The organism is Polynucleobacter sp. UK-Mo-2m-Kol15, from assembly GCF_018881505.1.
In the GTDB taxonomy this organism is placed as follows: Bacteria; Pseudomonadota; Gammaproteobacteria; order Burkholderiales; family Burkholderiaceae; genus Polynucleobacter.
Genome location: NZ_JACVQC010000001.1, coordinates 718,505 through 742,048, shown reverse-complemented (window position 1 = coordinate 742,048; position 23,544 = coordinate 718,505). Strand labels below are relative to the sequence as shown.

The window sequence follows — 23,544 nt, the reverse complement described above, 5'->3', positions numbered from 1 at the left end:
ATATCTCACTACTTAGGCTATATCAAACCTCTGTAGCCTTTGCATAGGCCCCATTACAAAACAGGAGCGTATCTTTTTTCAAATAGGAATAACGAACAATTTTTCCCAAAAATAGAATGTGATCACCAACCTCTTGTGCGCTTAATGTTTCGCATTCAATATTGGCCGCGCAATCATGAATCACTGGCAGGCCCCCGAGGCCTGGACCATGCTTTACTCCCGCGAATCGATCAGCAACTGGTTTTGCAAACTGATTAGATAAATGGAGTTGATCTGCTCCCAAAACGTTGACCACGAATCTTCCTGAATCTTGAAAGACTGAAAGATTCTGAGATTTCTTTCCCAGGCTCCACAAGACAATGGGGGGATCTAAAGATACTGAGCTAAATGAATTAGCAGTTAATCCGACCCGCTCGCCAGAGTCAGTTAGCGTTGTAACAACGGTGACACCCGTTCCAAAGCAACCCAGGACATTCCTTAATTCCCTTGAGTCAAACTGATCGCCGCACACTTCAATGTTCATCTCGTAACCCCATTAGCTTACAAATTTAGTGAATTAAGTAATCACTTGATCACTTTATAAGTGATCATTTGATCTATATCAATAAGGGAAAACCCTTGATAGCTTAGGAGGTGCTTTGGGATTTTGTTAGGGAGCGCTTTACCAAGTCAGGAACTATCTCCCTAGAACCGGCTAAAAAGGAGCTAATCGTTTGATCAATAATTTGATCAATATCGAGGGATAGAGGAGCATTAAAGACCCAAAGACGCTGCCCTAGATAGAACACTCGGGCATTAATACCCCAAATTAGCTCTACCTCTTCTTCAGTAACAGGGATTTCATCGACCCCTGCGAGCCCTAGCTCCGCACGCAATTCTTTGGCAATCGGCTCCAGCACTCTGCTGCGCAGAAAATCAAGATACCGAGCATTAATGTTTTCACCCCTCAGTCCAGAGAACATGAAAATGCGGACCCAATCATAAGTCAATGCAATACGAGCGTAATCCTTATAAAAACGCAGTAATCTGGCCTCAAGCGACACAGAGCGGTCGGCAATAATGGACTCCCAATAGGGGTTCCACCTTCCAACATAAACCTCTTGGTAAACACGTTCAATTAGCGCAGCTTTAGATGGGAAATATCGAAATATTAAAGATTGAGTAACGCCCAATCGCCGAGCAAGCTCACGTGTGTCCCCATCAAATCCAACTTCAGCAAAAAAAGCAACTGCTTCCTGTGCAATTTCTCGATCTCGATCTTCACGCTTCAACCTACGCCTTGGCGTAGGGCTTGAAGATGTAGATGATAGTTTTTTGCTAGTAGTCGTAAGCATATATCAGGCGATAGAGGGGACCTTTTCGATTAAACCACTCTCAGCCGATTTCATAATCGATTCGAGAGCAGCTACATTTGCCAGCATTTCATCGGTAGTTACAGGATAAGGGCTGATACCAAGCACGCCTTTCGCAAAGGCTTCAAGGTTAGATCGCACCGTTGGATGGGGATCATTGAAGTGGGCCACTTTTTCTTTGCCACTAAAAACCATGCTGATATCCCAACCAGTAGGATTTTCAGGATGGGTTCTATCGCGCACTTCAACCCAACCTTTTGAGCCATAGACAGTAAATCGACCATCAAATGGTGTAGCAAGAATTGCACTAATCAATGCAGTTGGACCACCCTTAAAGCCAAGCATAATTGCAAGGGAATCGCCATTTGCAAAATTACTTGCTAATGTATTTAACCTCGCTAAAACAGATTCTGCTGGCCCCAATATTGCAATCGCCAAATCCACTAAATGAATACCTGTAGCCGACAGTGGACCGCATGGAGCCAGCTCTTTGGACAGGCGCCAATTGTCTGGCGGTAAAGCAAAGAACTTATCTTGACTAAAGTTACCCTCGATCTGCAGAATCGTGCCCAACTCACCATCGGCAATCCGCTGACGTAAATCGATAATGGCAGGTTCAAATCGCCTTTCATGGCCAATGCCCAGCATGACACCAGCAGCCTTACAAGCAGAGACAGCGGCGACAGCATCATTGAGAGTTAAACATAAGGGCTTTTCACAAAATACATGCTTGCTAGCTTTTGCGGCGGCGGTAATCTGCGCTGAATGTAATTTATGGGGCGTACATAAAATCACCGCGTCCACATTTGTATTATTAATGGCATCTTCATAAGAATCTGAAACAATAAAGCCAGTCTTTTCTCCGAGCACTTTAGCTGCGTCACGAGCTGCAGCTTCTTGCTCAACTACCATCTCTACCTTAATGAACTTACTCTCTTGCAGTGTGGCAACAATTGTCTTGCCCCACCAACCATAACCAATCACTGCAACGCGAAGTTGTGTCTGACTCATACTTTCTATCTCCTCATATTTTATTTTTATATTTAAACCGAATGTAAAAAATTTACGACAGCACCCGTGAATTCACTCTCACACTCTACGTTTGAAATATGTGCGGCATCTAATTGCAAATATTGACAATTCTTAATAGAGGCTTGGACTGCAGGGAATTCGCTAATAGGCGCGGCAATATCTATAGACCCTGAAATCAGCAGCACTGGACATTGAATTTCACCTAAAAAGGGGCGGGCATCATAATCGCGCACAGCCTTTGCGCACGACATAAAACCATCGGATGATGTCCCCCGAATCATTTGGCGAATCCCCTGATCAATCTCTGGATGCGCCTTGCGAAAATCTTCAGATAACCAACGGTCGGCAGTTCCATCTACAATTGCCCCGATACCATTTTGCCCTACAGACTCAATACGCTGATTCCATTGCTCTCTTGAGACATCAGTCTGAAATGGGCGAAAATTAGCAGCTATCAATGAGGTAACTCTATTCGGATTCTTGGCCGCAAGGTAAAGACCCAACATGGCACCAAGTGACAAGCCAATAAAAGAAAATTTCTCGATATTCAGATAATCCAGTAAGCCCAATAAGTCTTGCTGCAAATCTTCCATATTGGCTTCATTGCCTTGAGGGGCTGTATCACCATGACCTCGGTAGCTATAACGCAAGATCTGATAATGCTGTGACAAAACTTTCACCTGGGCATCCCACATTTGCGGGGTAGCAGCTAAAGAATTAGCAAATACCAGCACTGGTGCGCCTAACTTACCCTCAAAAACGAATGCTGTCTTAGTATTCAATTGCATTTCATTTACCTCTTCCACAAGAATGAACCTCGCCATGCAATTTCTTGCATTGGTCATATTATTCCATTAAATTGATCACTTGATCATTAATATAGTAGCAAATTCCTAAGTCGATACTCAAGGTTTTATTTAGCAATCAATACAATCAGCTGACTCAAAGCATATTAAGCAACCTTTTAAATCATCAGTAGGAGTAGCCCATGAAATTCAAAATGATTAGCCGCCCGTTCTTTTTAATGCTGACTATTTTTATGCTGCCCTCCTTAACGTTGGCGGTCGAGCTGAAAATCATGAGTGCTGGGGCAGTTGAACCTGGCCTAGAAATCGCAATCCATCAATTTGAAAAAAGTACAGCTCATCGAGCAAAAATTCAGTTTGGCACTGGCCCCCAGCTAAGAGAGCGCTTATCCGCCAATCAAGAGTTCGACATCTTGATAGCGCCCAATGCATTAATTAATGACCAGCTTAAGCAAGGAAAACTGCAGGCAGGCGCTAATGTTTATGTGGGTAAAGTTGGCGCAGGCATCACAGTTAGATCCGGCATGACCAAGCCCCTTATTCAAAATGTAGAGGACTTAAAAAAATCCGTATTGCTAGCTGACAGGATTATCTACAACAAAGCTTCTACTGGACTCTATCTAGATAAGTTATTTTCCAAACTTGGAGTAATGGATGCCATTCAATCGAAAATAATCCGTTACGACAATGGCGAATCTGTCTTAATGCACATCATAAAAGGCAGTGGGAACGAAATTGGCTTTGGAGCAATCACTGAAATTATGTTATTTGAACCCAAGGGTTTACAGTATGCAGGCCCCCTACCCTCAGAAGTTCAAAACTACACCAGCTATGACGCAGGGGTTAGTATCTCCTCTCCTAATGCCGAACTTGCAAAAACTTTTTTAAACAATATAAATACTGCACGCTCTAATGGGCAGTTTCAGAAAGTAGGGATTGAGTAAATCTAGCAGTAAGGCAGCTAATTCCGAACTATCCAGAATGCAAAGACTAGCTGCCTGAGTTTTTCCTGATGTCATCACCTGCATGGTTTGGTAATTTCAGCAAGCTAAATAGGCCTGTAAAGCTAATGAGGGCTATCAATACAAGACTCATTTGAAAATCCGCCAAACTCAACACAGTAGATTGGGGGTCTCGAAGATTTTGTGCAAGAACTAAACCTAGAGACGCTAAAGCAACTCCAAGGGCATTAGCCAGCTGCATAGAAGTGCTTGTAATAGCAGAGGCAGAACCAATCTGCTTACCCAAGAGATCTGCAAAACCTATAGTATTAATAGAGGTAAATTGCATTGATCTAAAAATGCCATTCAAAAATAATATGAGCAAGATGATGGGGAGTGCCATACTCGGGCTAATGAAGGCGCAAGCAATAATCGATAGTATCGATAAAACCCCATTGATGATCATCACTCGTTTAAAGCCGAAGCGGTGCAGGATAGGCGATGTGACTGCCTTCATTGCTAAATTGCCAACAAAAATACTCAGCACCATTAGCCCGGCGGTAAAAGCGTCCATTCCAAACGCCAACTGGAAAAGTAATGGCATGAGAAACGGAACTGCAGATAAAGTTGTCCTAAAAATAATACCCGCTTGAATGCTGACAGCAAAACTGGGAATATCCAATAACTTCAAATCCATCAAGGGATATTCACATATGCGTAAATGGCGATAAGCGAGATAGGCACTGATGATACAAATACTCAAAGTGATTAGCAGAAGCCAGAGATTTCTTTCGAAATGATGGGATAGCTCAAGACAATATATAAATGTTGCTAAAGCGAGTCCGCTAAAAATAAACCCAAAATAATCAAATGGCTTTTGCTGGATCTCTTGGCTTTGCTCCAATAGAGATAGGCTCATGAAAATTCCAATGAGACCCAATGGCACATTAATAAAAAAAATCCAGTGCCAACTTGCGTAGGTGGTAATGAATCCGCCAATAGCCGGACCAACAACTGGAGCAATTAAACCAGGCCAAGTAATTAGCGCTACGGCACGGATGACTCCTTCTTTTGGGGTTCCGCGCAACACTACTGCTCGACCAACGGGAACCATCAAGGCTCCACCCACTCCCTGCAACACTCTGGCAAGGATGAACATAGATAGCGAATCACTCAAGCCACAGAGAATGGATGCCCCAGTAAAAATTGCAATCGCTAGAGTAAATATACGTCGCGCCCCAAAACGATCAGAAAACCATCCGCTTACCGGTATTAAGACTGCCAATGTGAGTAAATAGCTAGTCATGCCTGATGCAACATCAATTTCACTGCTGCCAAAATCGCTAGCCATCGACGGCAATGATGTGGCAATAATGGTGCCATCCAAATTCTCCATAAAGAAGGTGGCAGCCACTAAATAAATTACGAGATCAAAGTTTTTGGAATTCATTTTGAGTAATCATAAAGCTTAATTGAATTGCGATTGACTACCCATCAAAAGAATTGCACTGAAAAAATTGAGTAGCAATTTATTAAGAATATGCTCCATAATGCTGATAATAAGAACCCATTCATCAGGGTCGCAGCGACTAATTACAATTAATATTTATTCTTATGTAAGGGGAAGTTATGTTTTTTACCTGCAGCCCATCTTGTAGCGATCCAGCCCACCAACACTCAGCAGATAATTTCCACAGTGCAACTGCACAAGAAAACTTGGCAGATAGGACTATTGCTGCATTGCAAAGAGATTCTAAATCTCGAGCAAGCAAAATATTAAAAAAAGAGGGCTCTGCTGCTGCAAAAAAAGCTTCAAAGCCTAGCGAGAAGACTCGAGTCCTCAGCAAGGACCGAAAAGGTAAATTAAAAGTTGTTGATATTCACTGTCACTACCTCAATCCTGAGGTTGCCAAAAAAACTGAGTACTTAGAGGCAGGAAAATACGATACGTCCATTATTTTTGCTAACGACTTAACGCGACAAACTAACGTAAAGCAAATGGCTGATAGAGCGTCTAAGCTCACCGGCATTACCGAGCGCATCCGCGATATGGACAAAATGGGTGTTGATATTCAGGCAGTATGCCCTGCCCCGTTCCAATATTTTTACTTCACAGAACCAGATTTAGGTGCCAGTATTGCTCGAGAAGTGAACGAAGGTATAGCCAAGATTGTGGCCGATCATCCAGATCGGTTTGTCGGCCTCGGATCCGTTCCACTGCAAAATGCCGAGCTGGCTGTACGTGAATTAGAGTATGCGGTCAAAAAATTAGGCCTACGTGGCGTAGAGATTAATACCAATGTAAATGGAATGGACCTGACAGATCCACGCTTAAAGCTCGATAAATTCTTTGCTAAGGCAAATGAACTTGGGGTTGTGATTTTTATGCACCCCTTAGGCACTACTCAGGCAGATCGCCTTGTAAATCATTACTTTAATAATGTTATTGGCAATCCTTTGGATACAACGCTAGCGGTAAGCCATCTCATTTTTGATGGCGTCATTGCCAAGAACCCAAAAATTAAATTTATTGCAGCACATGGTGGTGGATATCTAGCCCACTACTGGGCCCGCATGGATCATGCTTGGCGCGCACGACCAGACTGCCGTACCGTCATCAAATCGAAGCCGTCAAATTACCTAAAGAAAATTTACTTTGACACGATTACATTTGATCCCACCATGCTCAGACATCTAATTGATGTCTATGGTGCCGATCATGTTCTGCTGGGTACAGATTATCCATACGATATGGGAGAAGTAGACCCCCTTGGATTAATTAACTCAGTCAAAAAACTAACAAAAGATGATCGTCAAAAAATCCAAGGGTTAAATGCAATGAAGCTTCTAAAAATTAAAGCTTAACTTATTAAGGCATTCTAGAAAATTAGTCTGCCTTAATTTTGTTCTCTACAATAAGTTTGGAATAACGCGCATTTTCTGCTGCTAGGTAAGCCTTAAACTCCTCAGGAGTAGTTGCTTGCGCCTGTACTCCCATTGCAGCAAATCGCTCTTTGATTTCAGGATCCCCCATCACTTTTACCAAAGAGGTGTAGTACTTATCCTGAATATCTTTAGGAGTCGCGGCTGGCAAAAAGACACCCCACCAAGTGAGGGCAACAAAGCCTGGTAAGCCACCTTCAGAGAAAGTAGGAACACCAGGAACCAGGGGAGTCCTTGATCCACTGGTAATCGCCAGCGGGCGTAGCTTTCCTGACTTAATATGCTCGGCAGCAGGCAAGGCATCCGAAACAATAAAATCAATCTGTCCTGCCATTAAATCAACTAAGGCCAAGCCACCACCTTTATAAGGGACATTAGTCATTTGAACACCAGACTGACGCATGATCATCTCAGTAGCAATATGCGACATACTTCCTGGACCACTAGTGCCGAAATTCAAAGCATTCGGTTTTGCTTTAGCCGCATCTAATAACTCTTGCAAGCTCTTGTATGGCGAATTTGCTGGCACAACTAAAACATTGGGGCCTGAGGCTGTTAAGGAAATCGGAATGAAATCCTTTTCCATGTTGTAGCTCACCTTACTCATCAGGGGATTAACTAAAGCAGGACCAAAGTTGCCCAAAACAAATGAATAGCCATCTGGAGCTTGTCGTGCAGCAAAATCCATACCAATAGATCCAGCAGCACCGCCCTTATTTTCGACAATCACTGGCTGCCCCCAAAGCTCACTGAGCTTCTTCGCCATTAGGCGGCCCATTAAGTCTGAGCTACCTCCCGGAGGGTAAGTCACGATTAAGCGCACCGGCTTATTAGGAAATGCTTGCGCCAAAACATTCGAAGTAGTAAATGCGCACAAGCTAGTAAGAACAACTAAAGATAGCTTTGCTAAATGCGATCGACATCTGTTAATCATAGATTTGCCTCCAGTTATTTCGCCCTTCTAATTGAGGACGCTAAATCTCATTATGCATAAAAATTACAATAAAAAATGTTGCGATGCGGTAAGCAAAAAACCATCATTCCTAGTTAAATAACAACCTATCAACAAAGCAATGACATCATTTTTTTGCTATTGCCAGCCAAGAAGTGACTAACTCAGATCCATCGCAGGCACCATAACCCGCCTCTGAGGATCTATCGTATGAAGCTAATGCAGCCTGAGTTACCGGCAATGTGTAGCCTAGGCTTTTGCCCTCTTCAACCATAGTCCGCAAATCTTTACGTACTGAATCAATGTTGAAAAAAGTAGCTCCGGGCTTCCCACTCTTGAGGGCTGCAGCAATTTTTGGACCGCGTGCCTTTAACGCGTTAGGGGCTCCAGAAGTATCAGCCAATATATCTAACAGACGCTCTGGATCTAAACCAATTGGCTGCGTCAGTGCAATCGCCTCCGCGAGTGCCTCCCAGTAAACTAGTAAAGGTAGATTAATCGCTAACTTCAAGCTGGATCCAGAACCAACTGCACCCACATGCTCTATGCGACGACACATTTGTTGCAACAGTGGCATTACCTTCTCTACCGAGAGGGCGTCTCCACCAACAAGGCCAAATAAAGTCCCCTCTTTTGCAGGCATTACCGTACCGCTAACCGGACACTCCACAAACCCACCCCCAGCAGCAATTACCTTGGCAGCCAAAGCAATTTGTGTTTCAGGTCGCACTGTACTCATCTCAATGCAAACCTTATCCTTCAAATTTACCGACAAGATTCCATTGGGACCAGAGTAAGTAGCATCAATTGCATCGGCATCGGTTAATACAGATAAGATAATTTCAGATGCATCCACTACTTTGGCAGGCGAGGCCATTAAGATTGCGCCCAACTCAACTAGGTGATGCGCTTTCTCTGGCGAGCGGTTCCAAATAAAAACCTCATGACCTACGCTTAGGAGGCGCTCAACTATCCCTCCACCAAGTCTTCCAGTCCCAACTAGACCTATCTTCATCATATCTCCAAGTTTTTTATTATTCAGGGTGCAAACAGTCGCCCCACTCAAGTGCATTTCAATAAATGTTTACTATAACAATTTATGATTAAATACTATAAAAGCTGAATTGATAATAAAAATAGTCATTCATGCTCTAACTAAATTCAACTTAACTGCATCTAATTATTGATTTTCACCCATAAGAGACAACCATGACCACAATAAAAAAAGTTACTAAAAAATCTACCCCTAAAAATTCATCACCAGCACTCGAAACTGTTGGGGTGCTAGGCCTGGGGATCATGGGATCAGCTATTTCAGGGAACCTTTTAAAGGCCGGATTTGATGTTATTGGATTTGACCCAAACCCTACCTGTCAAAAAAGATTAACCAAAGCTGGCGGTAGAGTCGTCAAATCTGCAGGTGAGTTAGGTAAGCAGGCAAAATTTATCATCTCATCCCTTCCGAGCGCCAATGCACTCATCGATAGCGCTAAAGCAATTGCAGCGAGCGGGAAAAAAGGGCTTGTTATTGCCGAGGCAAGTACGCTTGATTTGGATGATAAAGCAGCTGCAAAGAAAATTTTAGATGCAAAGGGGATTACTCTTCTGGATTGCCCTCTCTCGGGAACCGGCGCCCAAGCTAAAACAAAAGATCTCTCCATTTACTCCAGTGGCCAAGCTGCAGCGGTCAAAAAAATGGAGCATGTCTTTTCTGGATTTGCAAAAGCAAATTACTATGTAGGCAGTTTTGGAAATGGCATGAAGCTAAAGCTCATGGCTAATTTATTGGTAGCAATTCATAACGTCTCCACTGCAGAAGCAATTTTGCTAGGGAAAAATTGGGGTATTGATCCCGAAACCACAGTTAAAGTATTGGCAGATGGTGCCGGCGGCTCCCGCATGTTTAGCGTGCGCGGCCCTGTGATGGTGAAGGAAAACTGGGATGAAGCTACGATGAAAGTTTCAATCTGGCAAAAGGATATGAAACTGATTACTGCAGCCCTTGCACAAACCAATACACCAGCACCCCTATTTGCCGCGTCTCAAGCTATTTACAACGCAGCCATGGGTGCAGGTCATGCAGAAAATGATACAGCAGCTGTTTATGATGTCCTACGCAGAATGAGCGCACTCAAATAAATCGACTTGGTGATAAATACTAAATCGGACGCATGTTGTCCGGTTTAGTTCGACTCATCTCCACGATAGGCAATAAGACTGAAATACAGCATAGCCTAAGCATCGATGCCTCATTATGTATCGGCTAGATTGATGATGCACACTGTTGATTTTCTGTTAAATTAAACTTAGGTCTAGCAAAAAACACTGTAGCTTCCTTAATTTAAAAAATGTTGTTTACCTTCAATACAGAGTCATCATGAATAAACTTAGCTTAAATCACTTCTCGATTCGAACTTTAGAGCTTGAAAAAACAACAACATTTTTTACTCAATTATTAGGTCTCACGATGGGTCCAAGACCAGACTTCCCCTTTCCAGGTGTCTGGCTATATAACGGTTCGCATGACGATTGGTCAAATTCAGTACTACATTTAATTGCCATCGATAAGACTAACCCCAAAGGATTGCAGCAATATTTAGGCGATCGTGATCCCTCGACTCTAAAGGGCTCTGGTGCTGTTGATCATATTGCTTTTTTTGCAACAGGATTAGAGGAAAAATTAAAGCAATTAAAAGTGCTGGGCCTTCACTACCAAGAGAGAACTGTGCCGGTAATTCAGTTGCATCAAATTTTTCTTGAAGACCCCAATGGAATAGTCATTGAGCTGAACTACCCTGCTCATGAAAAGCTAGCTCTAGATGAAAAATTTAAGGCGCTCTGATTAATAATGGCAAAAATCATCGTCGTTGGCGGCTCTCTTGGTGGACTATTTGCAGCAAATATGTTGCTTAAACAAGGGCATGACGTAATCCTACTAGAGAAAGCTACTGGCCTACTTAATGGACGTGGCGCAGGAATTGTCACTCATAGCGCCCTTGCTGATGCGCTTTGCGAAGCAGGTATTCAAGTCGATGACTCGCTTGGAGTGTTAGTAAAAAAGCGAGTAACACTTGGTCATGATGGCCAGTGTCTCGCCGACATGGATCTTCCGCAAATACTCACCTCATGGAGTCGGCTGTATCAACTCCTTAAAACAAACTTTCCAGAGGATCGCTATCTACAAGGAAAAAATGTTCATTTTGTGAATCAAGATAGTGACCAAGTATATGTAAGCTGTGCGGATGGTAGTAAATTTACTGCAGATCTGTTAATTGCTTCGGATGGCATTCGCTCAACAATTCGAGCCCAATTAGCGCCCGAGATTAAACCAAAATACGCTGGTTATATCGCATGGCGCGGGGTCTGCGATGAAAATCGCCTCTCAAAATTAACCTTAGATACTTTGTTTGATTATTTCGGATTTTGTCTACCAAAAGGCGAGCAAATGCTGGGCTATCCAGTGGCAGGCCAAAACAATGACTTAAGACCCGGAATGCGGGGGTATAACTTTGTCTGGTATCGAGGAGCTACCGAATCAGATGAACTGATTAAACTTCTGACGGATGATGAAGGCGTTTTTTATCCAACCGGCATCCCTCCACTAAAAGTCTCCAAGAAAAATATTGAGGATATTCGTCAAATAGCTAAAACTCATTTAGCGCCACAATTTTCTGAAATTCTGGAAAAAACTTCTGCCCCATTTCTGCAGCCTATCTATGATCTTCGATCTGAACAAGTCGTCTTTGGCAGAATTGCATTAATGGGAGACGCAGCCTTTGTAGGGCGTCCTCATGTCGGAATGGGAGTAACGAAGGCCGGAGATGAAGCTATTGCGATTGCGAAACAGATCAAAAATCTAGGCGCCACCCCAGTGGCCCTTCAAGCCTATAGCAATGAGCGCCTTAAGATCGGTCAAGATGTTGTGGCAAGAGCTCAATATCTAGGGCTCTACATGCAATCTCAAGGCCAAAAAAATTCTCTTGAGCATGATCATGTGAAAAGAAATGCAAATACCGTAATGGCAGAAACGGCTGTCGATATTAGTGGATTGCTAGCTACAGGAAAAGCAGTACCAGACGGATTTGCTAATACTAGCGTTAAAAACTGATGCTATACATTTCCTTGGGCACAATGCCTATTCATAATGTGGCGCCGCAACTTGAGTGCGATACCAATCAGAAATCCATTCGCCCGTCTTGATTAAAACGCCTTCTTTTTGCTGGATATGATCTAGTAATTTTTCAAAGTAGCCAATGCGATGTGGTGCACCAGTAATATAGGGATGAATACTCAAAGCCATTACCCTTGGAATTGTTGCACTTTCAGACCATAAGCGCTCAAACTGATCAACACCACGCAAGAACATCTCTTCACCACGATTGCTTTGCAACAACATCATTGGGATATCGTTTAGTTCAACGGTGTAAGGAACTGATAGCACAGGTTTTGGCTTTGCATTAATCCACACAGGCTGATCATCTAAAACCCAATCAGCAACATACTCAATCCCAGCCTTGGATAAACAATCAATCGTCGCATCATTTTCGGTCAAACCAGGACTTTCCCAACCAACAGGGGCTTTGCCACTAAACTGCTTAATTGCATCCACCGTCTGCTCAATGGCCTCTTGCTGATTCAGTAACTTATGCATTGGGCCTTGAATATAGCCATGGCCCATCATCTCCCATCCCTTATTTAAACCTGCCTCAGCTACCCTTGGATAAGATGAACAAACAATTCCATTGGTCGCTAATGTCGGAATAATATTGCGCTGATTGAGCGCTTCAAAAATACGCCAAAAACCAACACGCATTCCATATTCATGCCAAGCCCAATTTGGTAAATCAGGCTGCAGAGGTTGGCCCATTGGTGGCGAGAGAACAGTCCTTGGCATGGGTCTTTCCATAGACCAATGTTCGATATTCACAATCAACCAAACTACCATCCGCGCAGAATCTGGCAATATTAATTTTGGCCTGTCCACGATCGCGGAAAAAGGTACACGAGAGCTAAGTAATTCATTCATATATTTATCTTTGAATATGGTTTAATAATCTGAGTAATCTTTATTGCTAAGATCTTACCCCTCCACTTTATAAATGTAAATCGTGAAAATACAAGGCTCTTCAAATATTTTTGAGTTAGATACAGTAGCTGCATTTTGTCGACATGCGCCAGTTAGTATTGCTGCTAGTCACGAGGGGCCCTTAAGCGGATTGTCTTATGGCATAAAAGATATATACGATATTGCCGGGATCCCTACAGCATTTGGTAGCCCTGCATGGCTTAACTCTCATTCGATTCCAACATCGACTGCGGCCTTTGTTGAAACGCTCTCAAATGCAGGTGCTAATCTGCTTGGCAAAACTCATACTGATGAACTAACCTATAGCATCCTCGGAATGAATGCACACTATGGCACGCCTATAAATAGCCACTCACCGCTACGCGTTCCCGGCGGTTCCTCGAGCGGCTCTGCCGCTGCAGTTGCAGCCGGCCTAGTCGACTTTGCAATCGGCTCCGACACTGGTGGATCAGTACGAGCACCAGCAAGCTTCTGTGGCATTTATGGCATTAGAACAACACATGGTCGCATCTCACTAAAACATGCGCGCGGTCTAGCAAAGAGCTTTGATGCGCTTGGTTGGTTTGCAAAAGATCCCAATGTTCTTCTGCAAGTAGGCGAAATTCTATTGAATGAAAAGGTCTCAACTGTTCACAAAAAACCAAAATACTTCCTACTAAAAGAGGCATTTCAATTAGCCCCGGAACCTATTGCAGAAATACTAAAAAAAGAGATTTTGACTCTGCTATCTAAAGAGGTAATCGAAGATATATCAATCGCACCTGAAGCATTGTCTCAATGGGCTGAGAACTTTCGGATTATTCAGGCCTCAGAGATTTGGGAAGAGCATGGACAATGGGCTGAACAGCATCTGAATGAATTTGGCCCTGGTATTAAAGAACGCTTTGAGATTGCAAGATCTTTGGATCCCAATGTTATTGCCGCGGCAAAATTAGAGAAAATCCGCATAGAAAAATATCTCAAGCAATTACTCAATAATCTAGGCGATGAGAATACTGAAGTCATCCTCGTAATGCCAAGCACTGGATGTATCGCTCCATTACTGACATCCTCCCCTCTTGAATTAGAGCAAGTCAGAAAGCAATTATTTCAACTTCTATGCATTGCGGGACTTGGCGGCCTACCTCAAGTCAATATACCAATTTGCCAATATGAAAATGCACCACTCGGTGTATCGCTAATAGCAAACTCTCAACAAGACCTTTTCTTGTTGCATGCCATCAAGAAATTCTCAATTCAGCAAATTTAATGAGGCATTAGAGACCCATTGAAATTCTATCGGCACTAAGCATAGTTCTTTCATCCATCCAATTCAGTCATGCTTAATTGCGCTTATTTCAATAGAATCGCTTTAATTCACACCAATATCCTCAGGTTAATCGGGCATCGAGTCTAGCGTTAACTACCCCCTGATCTGAGACTATTAAAAATAATTAAGTGGAATCCCAGATTGCCAAAAATTAAACAAGCATTTAATATTTAGCAAGGTAGAAATAATTACAACAACCACTGGCAATCAGGGCTCTGTTTGCTAAGGATATTTCAAGGAGACACCATGCGACGCAGAACGTTTATTCATTCCTTAGGTGCCATTGCCGGCTATGGTATAGCTAGTAAGGCAGGATTTGTAATGGCAAATGAGACTAAGCTCAAAGTAAAAGTTTTTCCGGGTGCGCAAAACCTAGCACTTTGGGCTGGCTTAGAAAACGGTTTTTTTGCGAATGCCGGCTTAAATCTTGACGTCTCCTACACTATGAACTCTAGTGAGTTAAGGGGGGATCTTGCGAGTGGAAAAGTCGATATTGCCCATTCCGCCGTTGATAACTCAGTAGCGATTCAAAGGATGACTGGACAACCTTCAATCATCTTGATGGGTGGTGACTCTAGCATGAATCAACTCATGGCTCAACCTGACATTACATCAATCAGCGACTTGAGAGGAAAGACTCTCATCGTTGATGCGCCTAATACGGCATATGCTCTTCAGGCCATGAAAGCCCTCGATGTTGCAGGAATCAAGCCAGGGGAATATAAGGTTCAAGTGATTGGTAGTACTGCGATGCGCTTTAAAGCCATGCAAGGCAATAAAGAATATTCTGTCTCAACCCTAAATCCCCCTTTCTCAATTCAGGCCTCAGATTTGGGCATGAAAAGTCTTGGTTGGCTGATTGACTTAGCAGGCCCTTACCAAGCATCTGGTATGTTTGCTATGAAGCCATTCATAGAGGCTAATGGTCAGGTCATAGAAAAATATATTGCCGCTTGGATACGCTCAGTTCGTTGGGGTCTAAACCCAAGCAATCGATCGGCAGTGCTCGCTCTTCTGGAAAAACGATTGGGCCTAAGCCCAGATATCATCGAAAAAAGTTACAGCATTTTGACCAACCCAAGAATTGGACTTGCTGTTGATGCCCAGTTCTCCATGGTGGGATTCAAAAATTTACTAGCGATACGTCAGGAATTTGAAAAATCATCTCCCATCAACCCCGACCAGTTCGTTGATCTAAGTTATTACAACAAAGCCATTGCATCACTCAAGACCTAAAATAATTTCCTAATAATGCTTGGTTAATCCCCCAATATTAACCAAAGCATCGCCCGAACCTTTAGGTATTTGGCCTAAAACCGAATGGCAAGCCTCCTTTATTGTGAGGCTTTTTTTATCTCTGCTTTATAGATAGCCCAGCCCACCACAAACTTCAATCACATACCTGTCAATTTGACATTCATGATGAAGTCATTATATTTTGGATGTCATTAAATCTTAAATCCAGCAAAAGTTTCTTTTGCAAAAATCTCTTCCATGCTGAGCGGTCTCTTTAACAGCCCATGCTCACATGAATACCGCATCAATGTCTCAATATTATGTTTCGTTCCAGAAATATTCCAAGGCCAATAATCCTCACCCATTTCAGCCCTGACCTGATCTAAATAATAGTTCATCCAAGGGAACATGGTTTTTGATACTACCGTTTCTTTCATATCCTGATAAACCAATTTTTGCGACGCTATAAATGCTTTATATAAAGACATGGCAATCCATGGGTTAGCTTCATAAACGCTGCGTTTAAGCGCTATCACGTGCATGATTGGAAAGATCTTGGATCTTAAATAATAAGCGCGCTCGACTTCCCCGTACTCGGGGAATAATCTTTTGATATGCGGATTACTCCCCTGAAAACAAGAGGGTGTGCGGGCTGTATAAAGCGCATCTATCTCGCCATCTTTCAGCATTTGCGATAAAGTCTGATCCTGCCCAATTGGCTCTACTTTAATGTTGGGAGGTAACTGCAATTTAATTTTTTCACTTCGTCCTGGCTGCTCAGCTCCGCCCGTCAAATAATGAACTTGATCAAATGCTACGCCATAGTCATCTTGCAATATCCCGCGTATCCATACAGCAGCTGTCATTTGATATTCAGGAATACCGACACGCCGACCAATTAAATCTTTGGGCTCTTTAATTCCTGAGTTGGTATTTATGAATATTCCGGAATGACGAAATGCGCATGATGGAAATACTGGAATAGCAATAAATGGTTTTTCAGGTTTTTGCAATGAAAGTAAATAAGACGAAAGAGATAATTCCGCCACATCAAACTCTTGATGATTTAGAGTCCGAAAAAAAATCTCCTCTACTGGCAAACTTAAATAATTGAGGTCAATACCTTCCGGGACAATGCTCCCCTCCATTAATGCACGTGTTCGGTCGTAGTTCCAACAAGCAAGGGTTAAGGGGAGCTTAGACATAAAAAATATTAAGCCTTATATCCAGTTTTTTCATAGAAATACACTAGCGCCGCTTCAGCAACCACCTGATCCTCTGCTGCTGTACCGGAACTGATTCCTACACCACCAATAATTTGGCCATCAACCGTTACCGGAAATCCACCACCAATGATGCTGAAGTGACCATTATTTGTTACATGAATCCCGAAGGTAGATTTTCCAGGCTGGCATAGTTCGTTATAAACATGTGTTGGCTTACGTGCAACAGCGCCTGTGAAAGCTTTATCAATCGCAATTGGGCTACTACTTACTTTGCCACCATCCATGCGATCAAACGCCACCAAATGTCCAGACTCATCGGTCACTGCGATACACATTGGTATATTCATTTCCACCGACTTTTGAGTTGCTCCCGCTATCAATATTTTTGCTTCGGCAAGGGATATTCTTTTAATATTTAACATGGGGTTTCTCCTTGAGTAATCTTTTTATTCTTTGACAATATTTTGGGTTGCTAATATTTTTTGATATTTAGCAAACTCAGATTGAAGGCTCTTATTAAAGGCCTCTCTCGTGATATTTTTTGGCTCCAATCCATCGTCAATTAACCTGTCACGAATTGCAGGATCTTTGACAATTTCATTAAATTCTTTATTTAGCAAATCCAGGATGGCGGGCGGGGTTCCCTTTGGGGCGACAAAACCAAACCAACCCGATGCTTGAAATCCAGGCAAGGTATCAGAAATTAATGGGAACTCTGGATATTTAGTCATTCTCTGAGTTCCAGCGACGCCCAATATTCTGATCCTCCCACTTCGTTCATGCTGAATGATCGATGGCATTGGATTGAACATAAACTGGACACTACCGCCCAGCAAATCATTTAAACCTTGCGAACTCCCTTTGTACTGCACTTGGGTAGTTTGTATACCAGCAGTCATGCTAAATAATAGGCCTGCAAGTCCTTGCGTAGATGCAGTTCCTCCGGAAGCCCAGTTCAATTCATTGGGACGAGCCTTGCCATACTCAATTAAATCTTTTACGGTTTTAATTGGCAGCTTTGAATTGACCGCTAAAACTAATGGCGCATCTGCAGCTACCGCAATTCCCGTAAAGTCTCCTAGCGGATCATAGGGGTGATTTTTCAGAATCGATGGCGTCATTAAAAATGTCGGCGTAGCAAGTCCTAATGTATAACCATCTGGCGCCGCTTTAGCTACAAGGTTCATTCCAATCGTGTTGCTGCCACCCCCCCGATTTTCAATCACAACTGATTGTTTCAATCGAAGACTTAATTGCTGCCCAAGTAAGCGAGCTACCTGATCAGCGCCACCTCCCACTGCATAAGGAACAATGATGGTAATTGGCCTTTTAGGATAATCCGTTTGTGCGATTGACCAAGAGGATATCAACACCAAACCCAAGGCAATTAATTTCTTTTTCGAAAAAATCATCACAAACTACTCCTTACTTAATAAGAAAATCAGTTGTTTTTAAGTAAGCCTCTAAGGCTTTTAAATCATCGCCGCCAATGGGTGGATGCGGAGGATAAGGATCACCTGCCGACATTCCCAAGATCTTTAATGAAGCCTTCATTGTCGGCGTAAGCCCATGACCCATCCATCGATTTGGATAGCTAGCAAACTGTAATTGCAAGCGGGTTGCCTCTTTTAAGTCCCCTTTGGTAAATGCCTTAACTACCTTGTTAGCTAAATATGCTGCAGGCGGCGGTAATGTCACTCCGGATCCGCCCAATTGCAAGGTAATCAATAACATTTGCATGGTTGTGAAATATTTTGCATGTCCAGCCAATTCAATTTCAGCAATGAGACGAGATACGCGCGATAGGTCTCTTGAGCTTTCTTTGACGTAATCTACCCCTTTGAGCTTGGCAAGCGCAACCGTTGTTGGGATCGAAACATTTGCTCCAGGCCCCGGGTTGAGATACAGCACCATGGGAACCTTAATATCACTCAAGATGGCACTAAAGTAATCTAAGGTTTCTTGATGAGAGGGCTCGCCTCCAAAAGCCCTCAGTGGTGCAAGCAACTGCACAGCCTGCGCACCCAAATCCTGCGCATAGTGGGCAAGCTCAAGCGCTATCTTATAAGAAGGATGAGAAATCCCAACTGCTACGGGACATCTATTATCGACAAACTCGATTGTTCGCTTGATAAGCTCTTTGCGCTCTTCAAACTTTAAGTAGTGATACTCCTGGGCTTCTACACCGGCAGCAATAACCATTGCCGCATTACAGTCATCAACGACATAGTTAACGCCGTTTTCTAATAATTGATAGTCAACCTGTTGCTGATCATTGAACGGCGTCAGGGGCGGAACGATTAGCCCCGGTAGCTTAAGCTCTAAACTCATTTTGTCTCCTCCAAATACTGAAATATTACTTATACGTATGCTGGTTTATTTTCTAATTGCTTTACCTGAAATCCAGCAACATTTTTATAGTCATTAAGTATAGCTTCCAGCTCCGATTGACTAATGACATCTTCAATCTTGTTAAAACGCTTGCCACCTGTGCGCTCATAAACCACTTTTAAGATGGTATCTGGCGGATTAGCACGATTCATCAAGACAACTTTACCAGTTGCAGCAACACGTTCTTTATCGTATTCCTGTAAGGCCGCTTCACAAACCCCGTGACGTTTAAATGCTCCCGTTAGAAATCTTGCATCAAGTATGGTCTGCCCTGCCCCATTAGATCCTCTTGGATACATCGGGTGAGCCGCATCCCCCATTAATGTCACACGCTTATTAGTCCATGTTGGTAATGGATCACGATCTACCATGGGATAAACCATGAATTTTTCAGTTTTTTGGAGCAGCCCTTTGATGTCAAGCCAATCAAAGTCCCATTTTTCATAAGCCTCATAGAAATCTTCTAATTTAGCAGCGCCATGAAAATTCCATTTTTCAGGCTTGGGGCGAATTTGGGTGGCCACAAAATTCATGAGCTGATTACCCTCGTCATCAATGTTATTTCTGATGGGATAAATCATAATTTTTCCTACTGGCATCCACCCTGCGCGAATGGTGTCGGCGCCACTCAGGAATGGTTTAAATGGCGTTACGCCACGCCAAATGGTGTAGCCTGAATACTTGGGCTCTCCTTCGTCTGGATATAACAGACCTCTTAGTACGGAATATATCCCGTCACACCCAATCATCACTGATGAGCGAACAGAAGGTAAGGGCTCCCCATCACGATTCACAAAGTGTGTCGTCACACCATGATCATCCTGCTCATAACCAACAAATTTGTGATTCGTGGCGATCACGTCATCCCCCATGCGAGCTTTTGCTGCATCGAGTAAAAGCATTTGCAAATCACCGCGATGGATAGAGAATTGCGGCCATTGGTATCCAGCAGCCTGACCTACAATCTCTCGATAAATCAACTGACCGTGCTGGTTATAGTAAGAGGCATCTTTAGTGCGAATGCCAACTCGGTCAAGCGCCTCTAATAATCCCAATTCATCTAGCTCACGAACAGCATGGGGCAGTAAATTGATACCAGCGCCGAGGGGTTGCAATTCAGTAACCGCCTCATATACCCGACTTTTAACTCCGATTTGATGCAAGCTGATTGCCAAAAATAATCCAGCAATACCCCCACCAACAATGGCTACTTCAGTGTCTTTTTCCATGATCCGCCTCCTAAATAATGTTTCTCAATCTAATTGATATTTATTTTTTTGTCTAATACCATAAAAGTGTTAAATTAATACTTTATAAATATCAAAAAGGCATTTTTGATGGAGTTAAGACACTTACGCTATTTTGTTGCAGTTGCCCAAGAGGAGCACATGACTCGCGCGGCGGCCAACTTAGGCATTAAGCAACCCCCCTTAAGCCATCAAATTAAATTGCTAGAGCAAGAGCTTGGGGTGCAGTTGTTTATTCGTGAGTCGCGGCTAATTCGACTGAGCCCAGCCGGCAAAGTCTTTTTAGGAGATGCTAGAGAAATTCTTGCCAGCGTTGATAAAGCCACCCAACGCATTCAAGGCTTTAATATGGGAGAAGAAGGTAGCATCCGCCTCGGCTTTACAAGCTCCGCATTGATGCATCAAATGACGCCGGACTTAGTGCGCGTATTTCGAGAAACTTACCCTCTCATTGCCGTGGAAATTGAAGAAGGGGCGGCCCATGATCTCATTAATGATCTAGAACAAGAGCGTATTGATATTGCATTTTCTAGATCTTCCGTAAAACCATATCCCAGCATTATCAGCATGGAGCTATTAAAAGAGGATATGGTCATTGCGATCCCAGTGAACCATCCCTTGGCTCAGGTGCAAAATGAAACCATTCACCTCAAAGATCTCCGTGATGAACATTTTATTTTTTATCAACAAGTGAATGGCTCGGGCATTAAAGAATTTTTGATTGAGGAGTGCACTAAAGCAGGCTTTGAACCAAAATCAGCCCAACTTGTTTACCGGATTATCGGCGCACTAAATCTCGTTGCCTCAGGATTAGGCATTGCTATCGTACCTAAGTCTATGCAAGGAATTCAACCCAATAGTATTGTCTATAAAACATTTCATCCAAATTCTGTGATGACGGTTCCCCTAAGTATTGCGTATCGCAACCACTCTTCAAAGCTCACCGTAAAAAGATTTCTGGATCTTGCAAGCGAATTTACAACTCAATGGCTGAAATCACATTAGTTGCTATGAAATACGGGTGGTTTTTTGATTAAGACTTGATCACGCTCACCAATGCATTAAATTCTTCAATTCTTGCCGTAGATAGTCTTGCGACTAAGGCAATGATTCTTTTAGGAGCGGGAGCAGTTAGCGGTCTAGCAATTAACTTGGTTTGCTTCAGCAATCCAGACTTAACAGCCATTTCTGGCAATAATGCGATTCCTAGATCTGATTCGACCATTTGCACCAGAGTTAATAGACTTGTAGCTTCAATGCTTTCATGGTCAGTCAAGGCGCTCTTTTTGCAGGCCTTTAGAGTATGGTCACGCAAGCAGTGCCCCTCTTCCAATAATAAAAGTCTGTCGGTCAATTTATGAGACAACTGAATCTCTTTATTTTTTAGATCTGGATCATTCTGATTTCCTATCAACCAAAACTCATCATCAAATAACTCCTTAACCAAAAAACCGGTAGTGTCATAAGGAAGCGCTATTAAAGCGAAGTCTAATTCGTGACGATTCAGTTTATCGATCAGCTTGTCCGACAAATCTTCCCTGAGTATCACTTTCAAATCAGGGTAGCGCTCCCTCATCTTAGACAATAGCGAAGGGAGCAGGAACGGAGCGATTGTCGGGATGACACCCAACTTGATCGAACCTAGCATGGTTCCAGCTGCGCTCTCTACGAACTCAACTAAATCATCTACCTGTGCAATTAATTGCAGTGCGCGATCAACAACGCCTTTCCCAATCGGAGTCATTGAGACGGAATGCTTATCTCGCTCAACTAATTGCACTCCGAGCGCATCTTCCAATTCCTTTAGCCCAGCACTTAATGTGGACTGCCCAACAAAACACATTTCAGCAGCTTTAGTAAAGTTCAAAGTTTTACTCAAAGCAAGCAGATATCGCAATTGTTTAATAGTCGGCAAGGAAGCCATCATTTGCTCTTTTTTAATTGTTGTGGCAATGTAAATTATCTCATTAGCCTAAACAAATCCATAATGCAGGATTGATTCTGATCTACTACCAGATTACTTAAAATATTGTTTATGAGCTCTATGCACAAAATCTCTAATCACATCATAATGATTCACTATGACACTAACTGAATTACGCTATATCGTCGCTGTTGCTCGTGAGCGCCATTTTGGAAGAGCGGCAGATGCATGCTTTGTCTCGCAGCCAACCTTATCTGTTGCCATCAGAAAATTAGAGGAAGAGCTCAATACGCAAATCTTTGAGCGTACAAATACCGAAGTCGCGATGACTAGTTTAGGCGCCCTAATAGTAGATCAAGCCCAAAGAGTTCTTGAGGAGGCAAATGCTTTAAAGCATCTAGCCAAGCATGGGCAAGATCCCCTCTCCGGACCACTGCGCTTAGGCGCTATCTATACGATTGCCCCCTATTTATTACCAAGCTTGGTCAGAATTGCAAGAGAACGACTACCTAATGCACCACTATTTCTAGAGGAGAACTTTACAGTTCGACTGCTCGAGGTCTTGCGTCAAGGCGCTCTAGATTGCGTGGTCATTGCCGAGCCTTTTGCAAGTGCCGGACTCAATCAGATTGATTTGTATGACGAACCATTTTTAGTTGCCGTTCCAAAAGGGCACCCCTGGGAGGATCGTAAATCAATACCGCATCGCGAACTTAAAGAGCAAAATACTTTATTACTTGGAACGGGCCACTGCTTTCGAGATCATGTTCTGGGCGTATGTCCAGAATTAAATCGCTTAGGATCGGGCTCAACTATTGGTGAGCAGCGTAGTTTTGAAGGATCATCTCTTGAGACGATTCGACAGATGGTAGCAAGTGGTATTGGAATTTCAGTATTGCCACGAACCTCTGCACCTGATGTAGCCACACCAGATCAACTAATTCGCTACATTCCTTTTGATGACCCCATTCCAACAAGAAGGGTTTGCCTTGTTTGGAGAAAGAACTTTCCCCGAGCAGCGGCAATGAATGAACTCGCTGAAGTCATTCGTCAATGCGCCCTGCCCGGAGTGAAATACATCTAAAGCCAGTAAACCCAA

General features: G+C 43.0%; 23 protein-coding genes. 9 read left to right on the top strand and 14 right to left on the bottom strand.

Annotation, left to right across the window (positions count from 1 at the left end; genetic code table 11):
- Positions 1–22 precede the first annotated feature (22 nt).
- From ICN43_RS03920 to ICN43_RS03905, 4 genes are all read right to left on the bottom strand, one after another.
- The gene (locus tag ICN43_RS03920) at positions 23–523 is read right to left on the bottom strand and encodes a flavin reductase family protein (protein WP_216197300.1); all 501 of its coding nucleotides are present in this window, start codon (positions 521–523) and stop codon (positions 23–25) included.
- 103 nt (positions 524–626) lie between these two features.
- Complete coding sequence (locus ICN43_RS03915) at positions 627–1,334, bottom strand: TetR/AcrR family transcriptional regulator (RefSeq protein ID WP_216197299.1); 708 nt, start codon at positions 1,332–1,334, stop codon at positions 627–629.
- A 3-nt stretch (positions 1,335–1,337) separates the two neighbouring features.
- Positions 1,338–2,363 carry a Gfo/Idh/MocA family protein gene (locus ICN43_RS03910; protein WP_216197298.1) on the bottom strand — a complete coding sequence of 342 codons (1,026 nt, stop codon included), beginning with the start codon at positions 2,361–2,363 and terminating at the stop codon, positions 1,338–1,340.
- Between the two features lie 32 nt (positions 2,364–2,395).
- Entirely contained in the window at positions 2,396–3,172 is a 777-nt protein-coding gene (locus tag ICN43_RS03905) for an alpha/beta fold hydrolase (protein ID WP_216197297.1), read from the bottom strand.
- Between the two features lie 200 nt (positions 3,173–3,372).
- Here ICN43_RS03905 and ICN43_RS03900 point away from each other — a divergent pair, with 200 nt between their 5' ends.
- The gene (locus ICN43_RS03900; RefSeq protein ID WP_216197296.1) at positions 3,373–4,134 is read left to right on the top strand and encodes a substrate-binding domain-containing protein; all 762 of its coding nucleotides are present in this window, start codon (positions 3,373–3,375) and stop codon (positions 4,132–4,134) included.
- A gap of 46 nt (positions 4,135–4,180) precedes the next feature.
- Here the strand turns inward: ICN43_RS03900 and ICN43_RS03895 are convergent, their stop codons facing one another.
- Positions 4,181–5,581: a DHA2 family efflux MFS transporter permease subunit gene (locus tag ICN43_RS03895; protein WP_216197295.1), complete on the bottom strand. Its 1,401-nt coding sequence runs from the start codon at positions 5,579–5,581 to the stop codon at positions 4,181–4,183.
- 179 nt (positions 5,582–5,760) lie between these two features.
- On the opposite strand from ICN43_RS03895, the gene ICN43_RS03890 reads away from it, so the two are divergent.
- The gene (locus ICN43_RS03890; protein ID WP_216197294.1) at positions 5,761–6,996 is read left to right on the top strand and encodes an amidohydrolase family protein; all 1,236 of its coding nucleotides are present in this window, start codon (positions 5,761–5,763) and stop codon (positions 6,994–6,996) included.
- A gap of 22 nt (positions 6,997–7,018) precedes the next feature.
- Here the strand turns inward: ICN43_RS03890 and ICN43_RS03885 are convergent, their stop codons facing one another.
- Complete coding sequence (locus ICN43_RS03885) at positions 7,019–8,008, bottom strand: tripartite tricarboxylate transporter substrate binding protein (RefSeq protein WP_216197293.1); 990 nt, start codon at positions 8,006–8,008, stop codon at positions 7,019–7,021.
- A gap of 145 nt (positions 8,009–8,153) precedes the next feature.
- Positions 8,154–9,041 carry an NAD(P)-dependent oxidoreductase gene (locus tag ICN43_RS03880; protein WP_216197292.1) on the bottom strand — a complete coding sequence of 296 codons (888 nt, stop codon included), beginning with the start codon at positions 9,039–9,041 and terminating at the stop codon, positions 8,154–8,156.
- Between the two features lie 194 nt (positions 9,042–9,235).
- On the opposite strand from ICN43_RS03880, the gene ICN43_RS03875 reads away from it, so the two are divergent.
- The 3 genes from ICN43_RS03875 to ICN43_RS03865 all read left to right on the top strand — a co-directional run bounded on the left by ICN43_RS03875 (position 9,236) and on the right by ICN43_RS03865 (position 12,134).
- Complete coding sequence (locus ICN43_RS03875) at positions 9,236–10,165, top strand: NAD(P)-dependent oxidoreductase (protein ID WP_216197291.1); 930 nt, start codon at positions 9,236–9,238, stop codon at positions 10,163–10,165.
- 238 nt (positions 10,166–10,403) lie between these two features.
- The gene (locus ICN43_RS03870; protein WP_216197290.1) at positions 10,404–10,868 is read left to right on the top strand and encodes a VOC family protein; all 465 of its coding nucleotides are present in this window, start codon (positions 10,404–10,406) and stop codon (positions 10,866–10,868) included.
- 6 nt (positions 10,869–10,874) lie between these two features.
- Entirely contained in the window at positions 10,875–12,134 is a 1,260-nt protein-coding gene (locus tag ICN43_RS03865) for an FAD binding domain-containing protein (protein WP_216197289.1), read from the top strand.
- 27 nt (positions 12,135–12,161) lie between these two features.
- On the opposite strand, the gene ICN43_RS03860 is transcribed toward ICN43_RS03865, so the two are convergent.
- Positions 12,162–13,052, bottom strand: coding sequence for a polysaccharide deacetylase family protein (locus tag ICN43_RS03860; protein WP_216197288.1), 891 nt, complete (start codon positions 13,050–13,052; stop codon positions 12,162–12,164).
- A gap of 82 nt (positions 13,053–13,134) precedes the next feature.
- Between ICN43_RS03860 and ICN43_RS03855 the strand changes: the two genes are divergently transcribed.
- Positions 13,135–14,361 (top strand): amidase, encoded by a 1,227-nt coding sequence (locus ICN43_RS03855; protein WP_216197287.1) that lies wholly within the window; start codon positions 13,135–13,137, stop codon positions 14,359–14,361.
- A 306-nt stretch (positions 14,362–14,667) separates the two neighbouring features.
- On the top strand, positions 14,668–15,657 hold the full coding sequence (locus ICN43_RS03850; protein WP_216197286.1) for an ABC transporter substrate-binding protein: 990 nt from the start codon (positions 14,668–14,670) through the stop codon (positions 15,655–15,657).
- A gap of 212 nt (positions 15,658–15,869) precedes the next feature.
- On the opposite strand, the gene ICN43_RS03845 is transcribed toward ICN43_RS03850, so the two are convergent.
- From ICN43_RS03845 to ICN43_RS03825, 5 genes are read right to left on the bottom strand one after another with little or no spacing between them, the layout of a single operon-like run.
- On the bottom strand, positions 15,870–16,862 hold the full coding sequence (locus ICN43_RS03845) for an ABC transporter substrate-binding protein (protein ID WP_216197285.1): 993 nt from the start codon (positions 16,860–16,862) through the stop codon (positions 15,870–15,872).
- 8 nt (positions 16,863–16,870) lie between these two features.
- Positions 16,871–17,305 carry a heme-binding protein gene (locus tag ICN43_RS03840; RefSeq protein WP_216197284.1) on the bottom strand — a complete coding sequence of 145 codons (435 nt, stop codon included), beginning with the start codon at positions 17,303–17,305 and terminating at the stop codon, positions 16,871–16,873.
- A gap of 24 nt (positions 17,306–17,329) precedes the next feature.
- Positions 17,330–18,295 (bottom strand): tripartite tricarboxylate transporter substrate binding protein, encoded by a 966-nt coding sequence (locus ICN43_RS03835; protein WP_255533510.1) that lies wholly within the window; start codon positions 18,293–18,295, stop codon positions 17,330–17,332.
- A gap of 13 nt (positions 18,296–18,308) precedes the next feature.
- Positions 18,309–19,214 carry a dihydrodipicolinate synthase family protein gene (locus tag ICN43_RS03830; RefSeq protein ID WP_216197282.1) on the bottom strand — a complete coding sequence of 302 codons (906 nt, stop codon included), beginning with the start codon at positions 19,212–19,214 and terminating at the stop codon, positions 18,309–18,311.
- Between the two features lie 29 nt (positions 19,215–19,243).
- Positions 19,244–20,503, bottom strand: a complete 1,260-nt coding sequence (locus tag ICN43_RS03825; RefSeq protein WP_216197281.1) for a flavin-dependent oxidoreductase — start codon at positions 20,501–20,503, stop codon at positions 19,244–19,246.
- 108 nt (positions 20,504–20,611) lie between these two features.
- On the opposite strand from ICN43_RS03825, the gene ICN43_RS03820 reads away from it, so the two are divergent.
- Complete coding sequence (locus ICN43_RS03820) at positions 20,612–21,526, top strand: LysR family transcriptional regulator (protein ID WP_216197280.1); 915 nt, start codon at positions 20,612–20,614, stop codon at positions 21,524–21,526.
- A 28-nt stretch (positions 21,527–21,554) separates the two neighbouring features.
- Here the strand turns inward: ICN43_RS03820 and ICN43_RS03815 are convergent, their stop codons facing one another.
- Complete coding sequence (locus ICN43_RS03815; RefSeq protein ID WP_255533413.1) at positions 21,555–22,448, bottom strand: hydrogen peroxide-inducible genes activator; 894 nt, start codon at positions 22,446–22,448, stop codon at positions 21,555–21,557.
- A 154-nt stretch (positions 22,449–22,602) separates the two neighbouring features.
- Here ICN43_RS03815 and ICN43_RS03810 point away from each other — a divergent pair, with 154 nt between their 5' ends.
- Positions 22,603–23,529, top strand: a complete 927-nt coding sequence (locus ICN43_RS03810; RefSeq protein WP_216197279.1) for a LysR substrate-binding domain-containing protein — start codon at positions 22,603–22,605, stop codon at positions 23,527–23,529.
- The last annotated feature ends 15 nt before the right edge of the window (positions 23,530–23,544 follow it).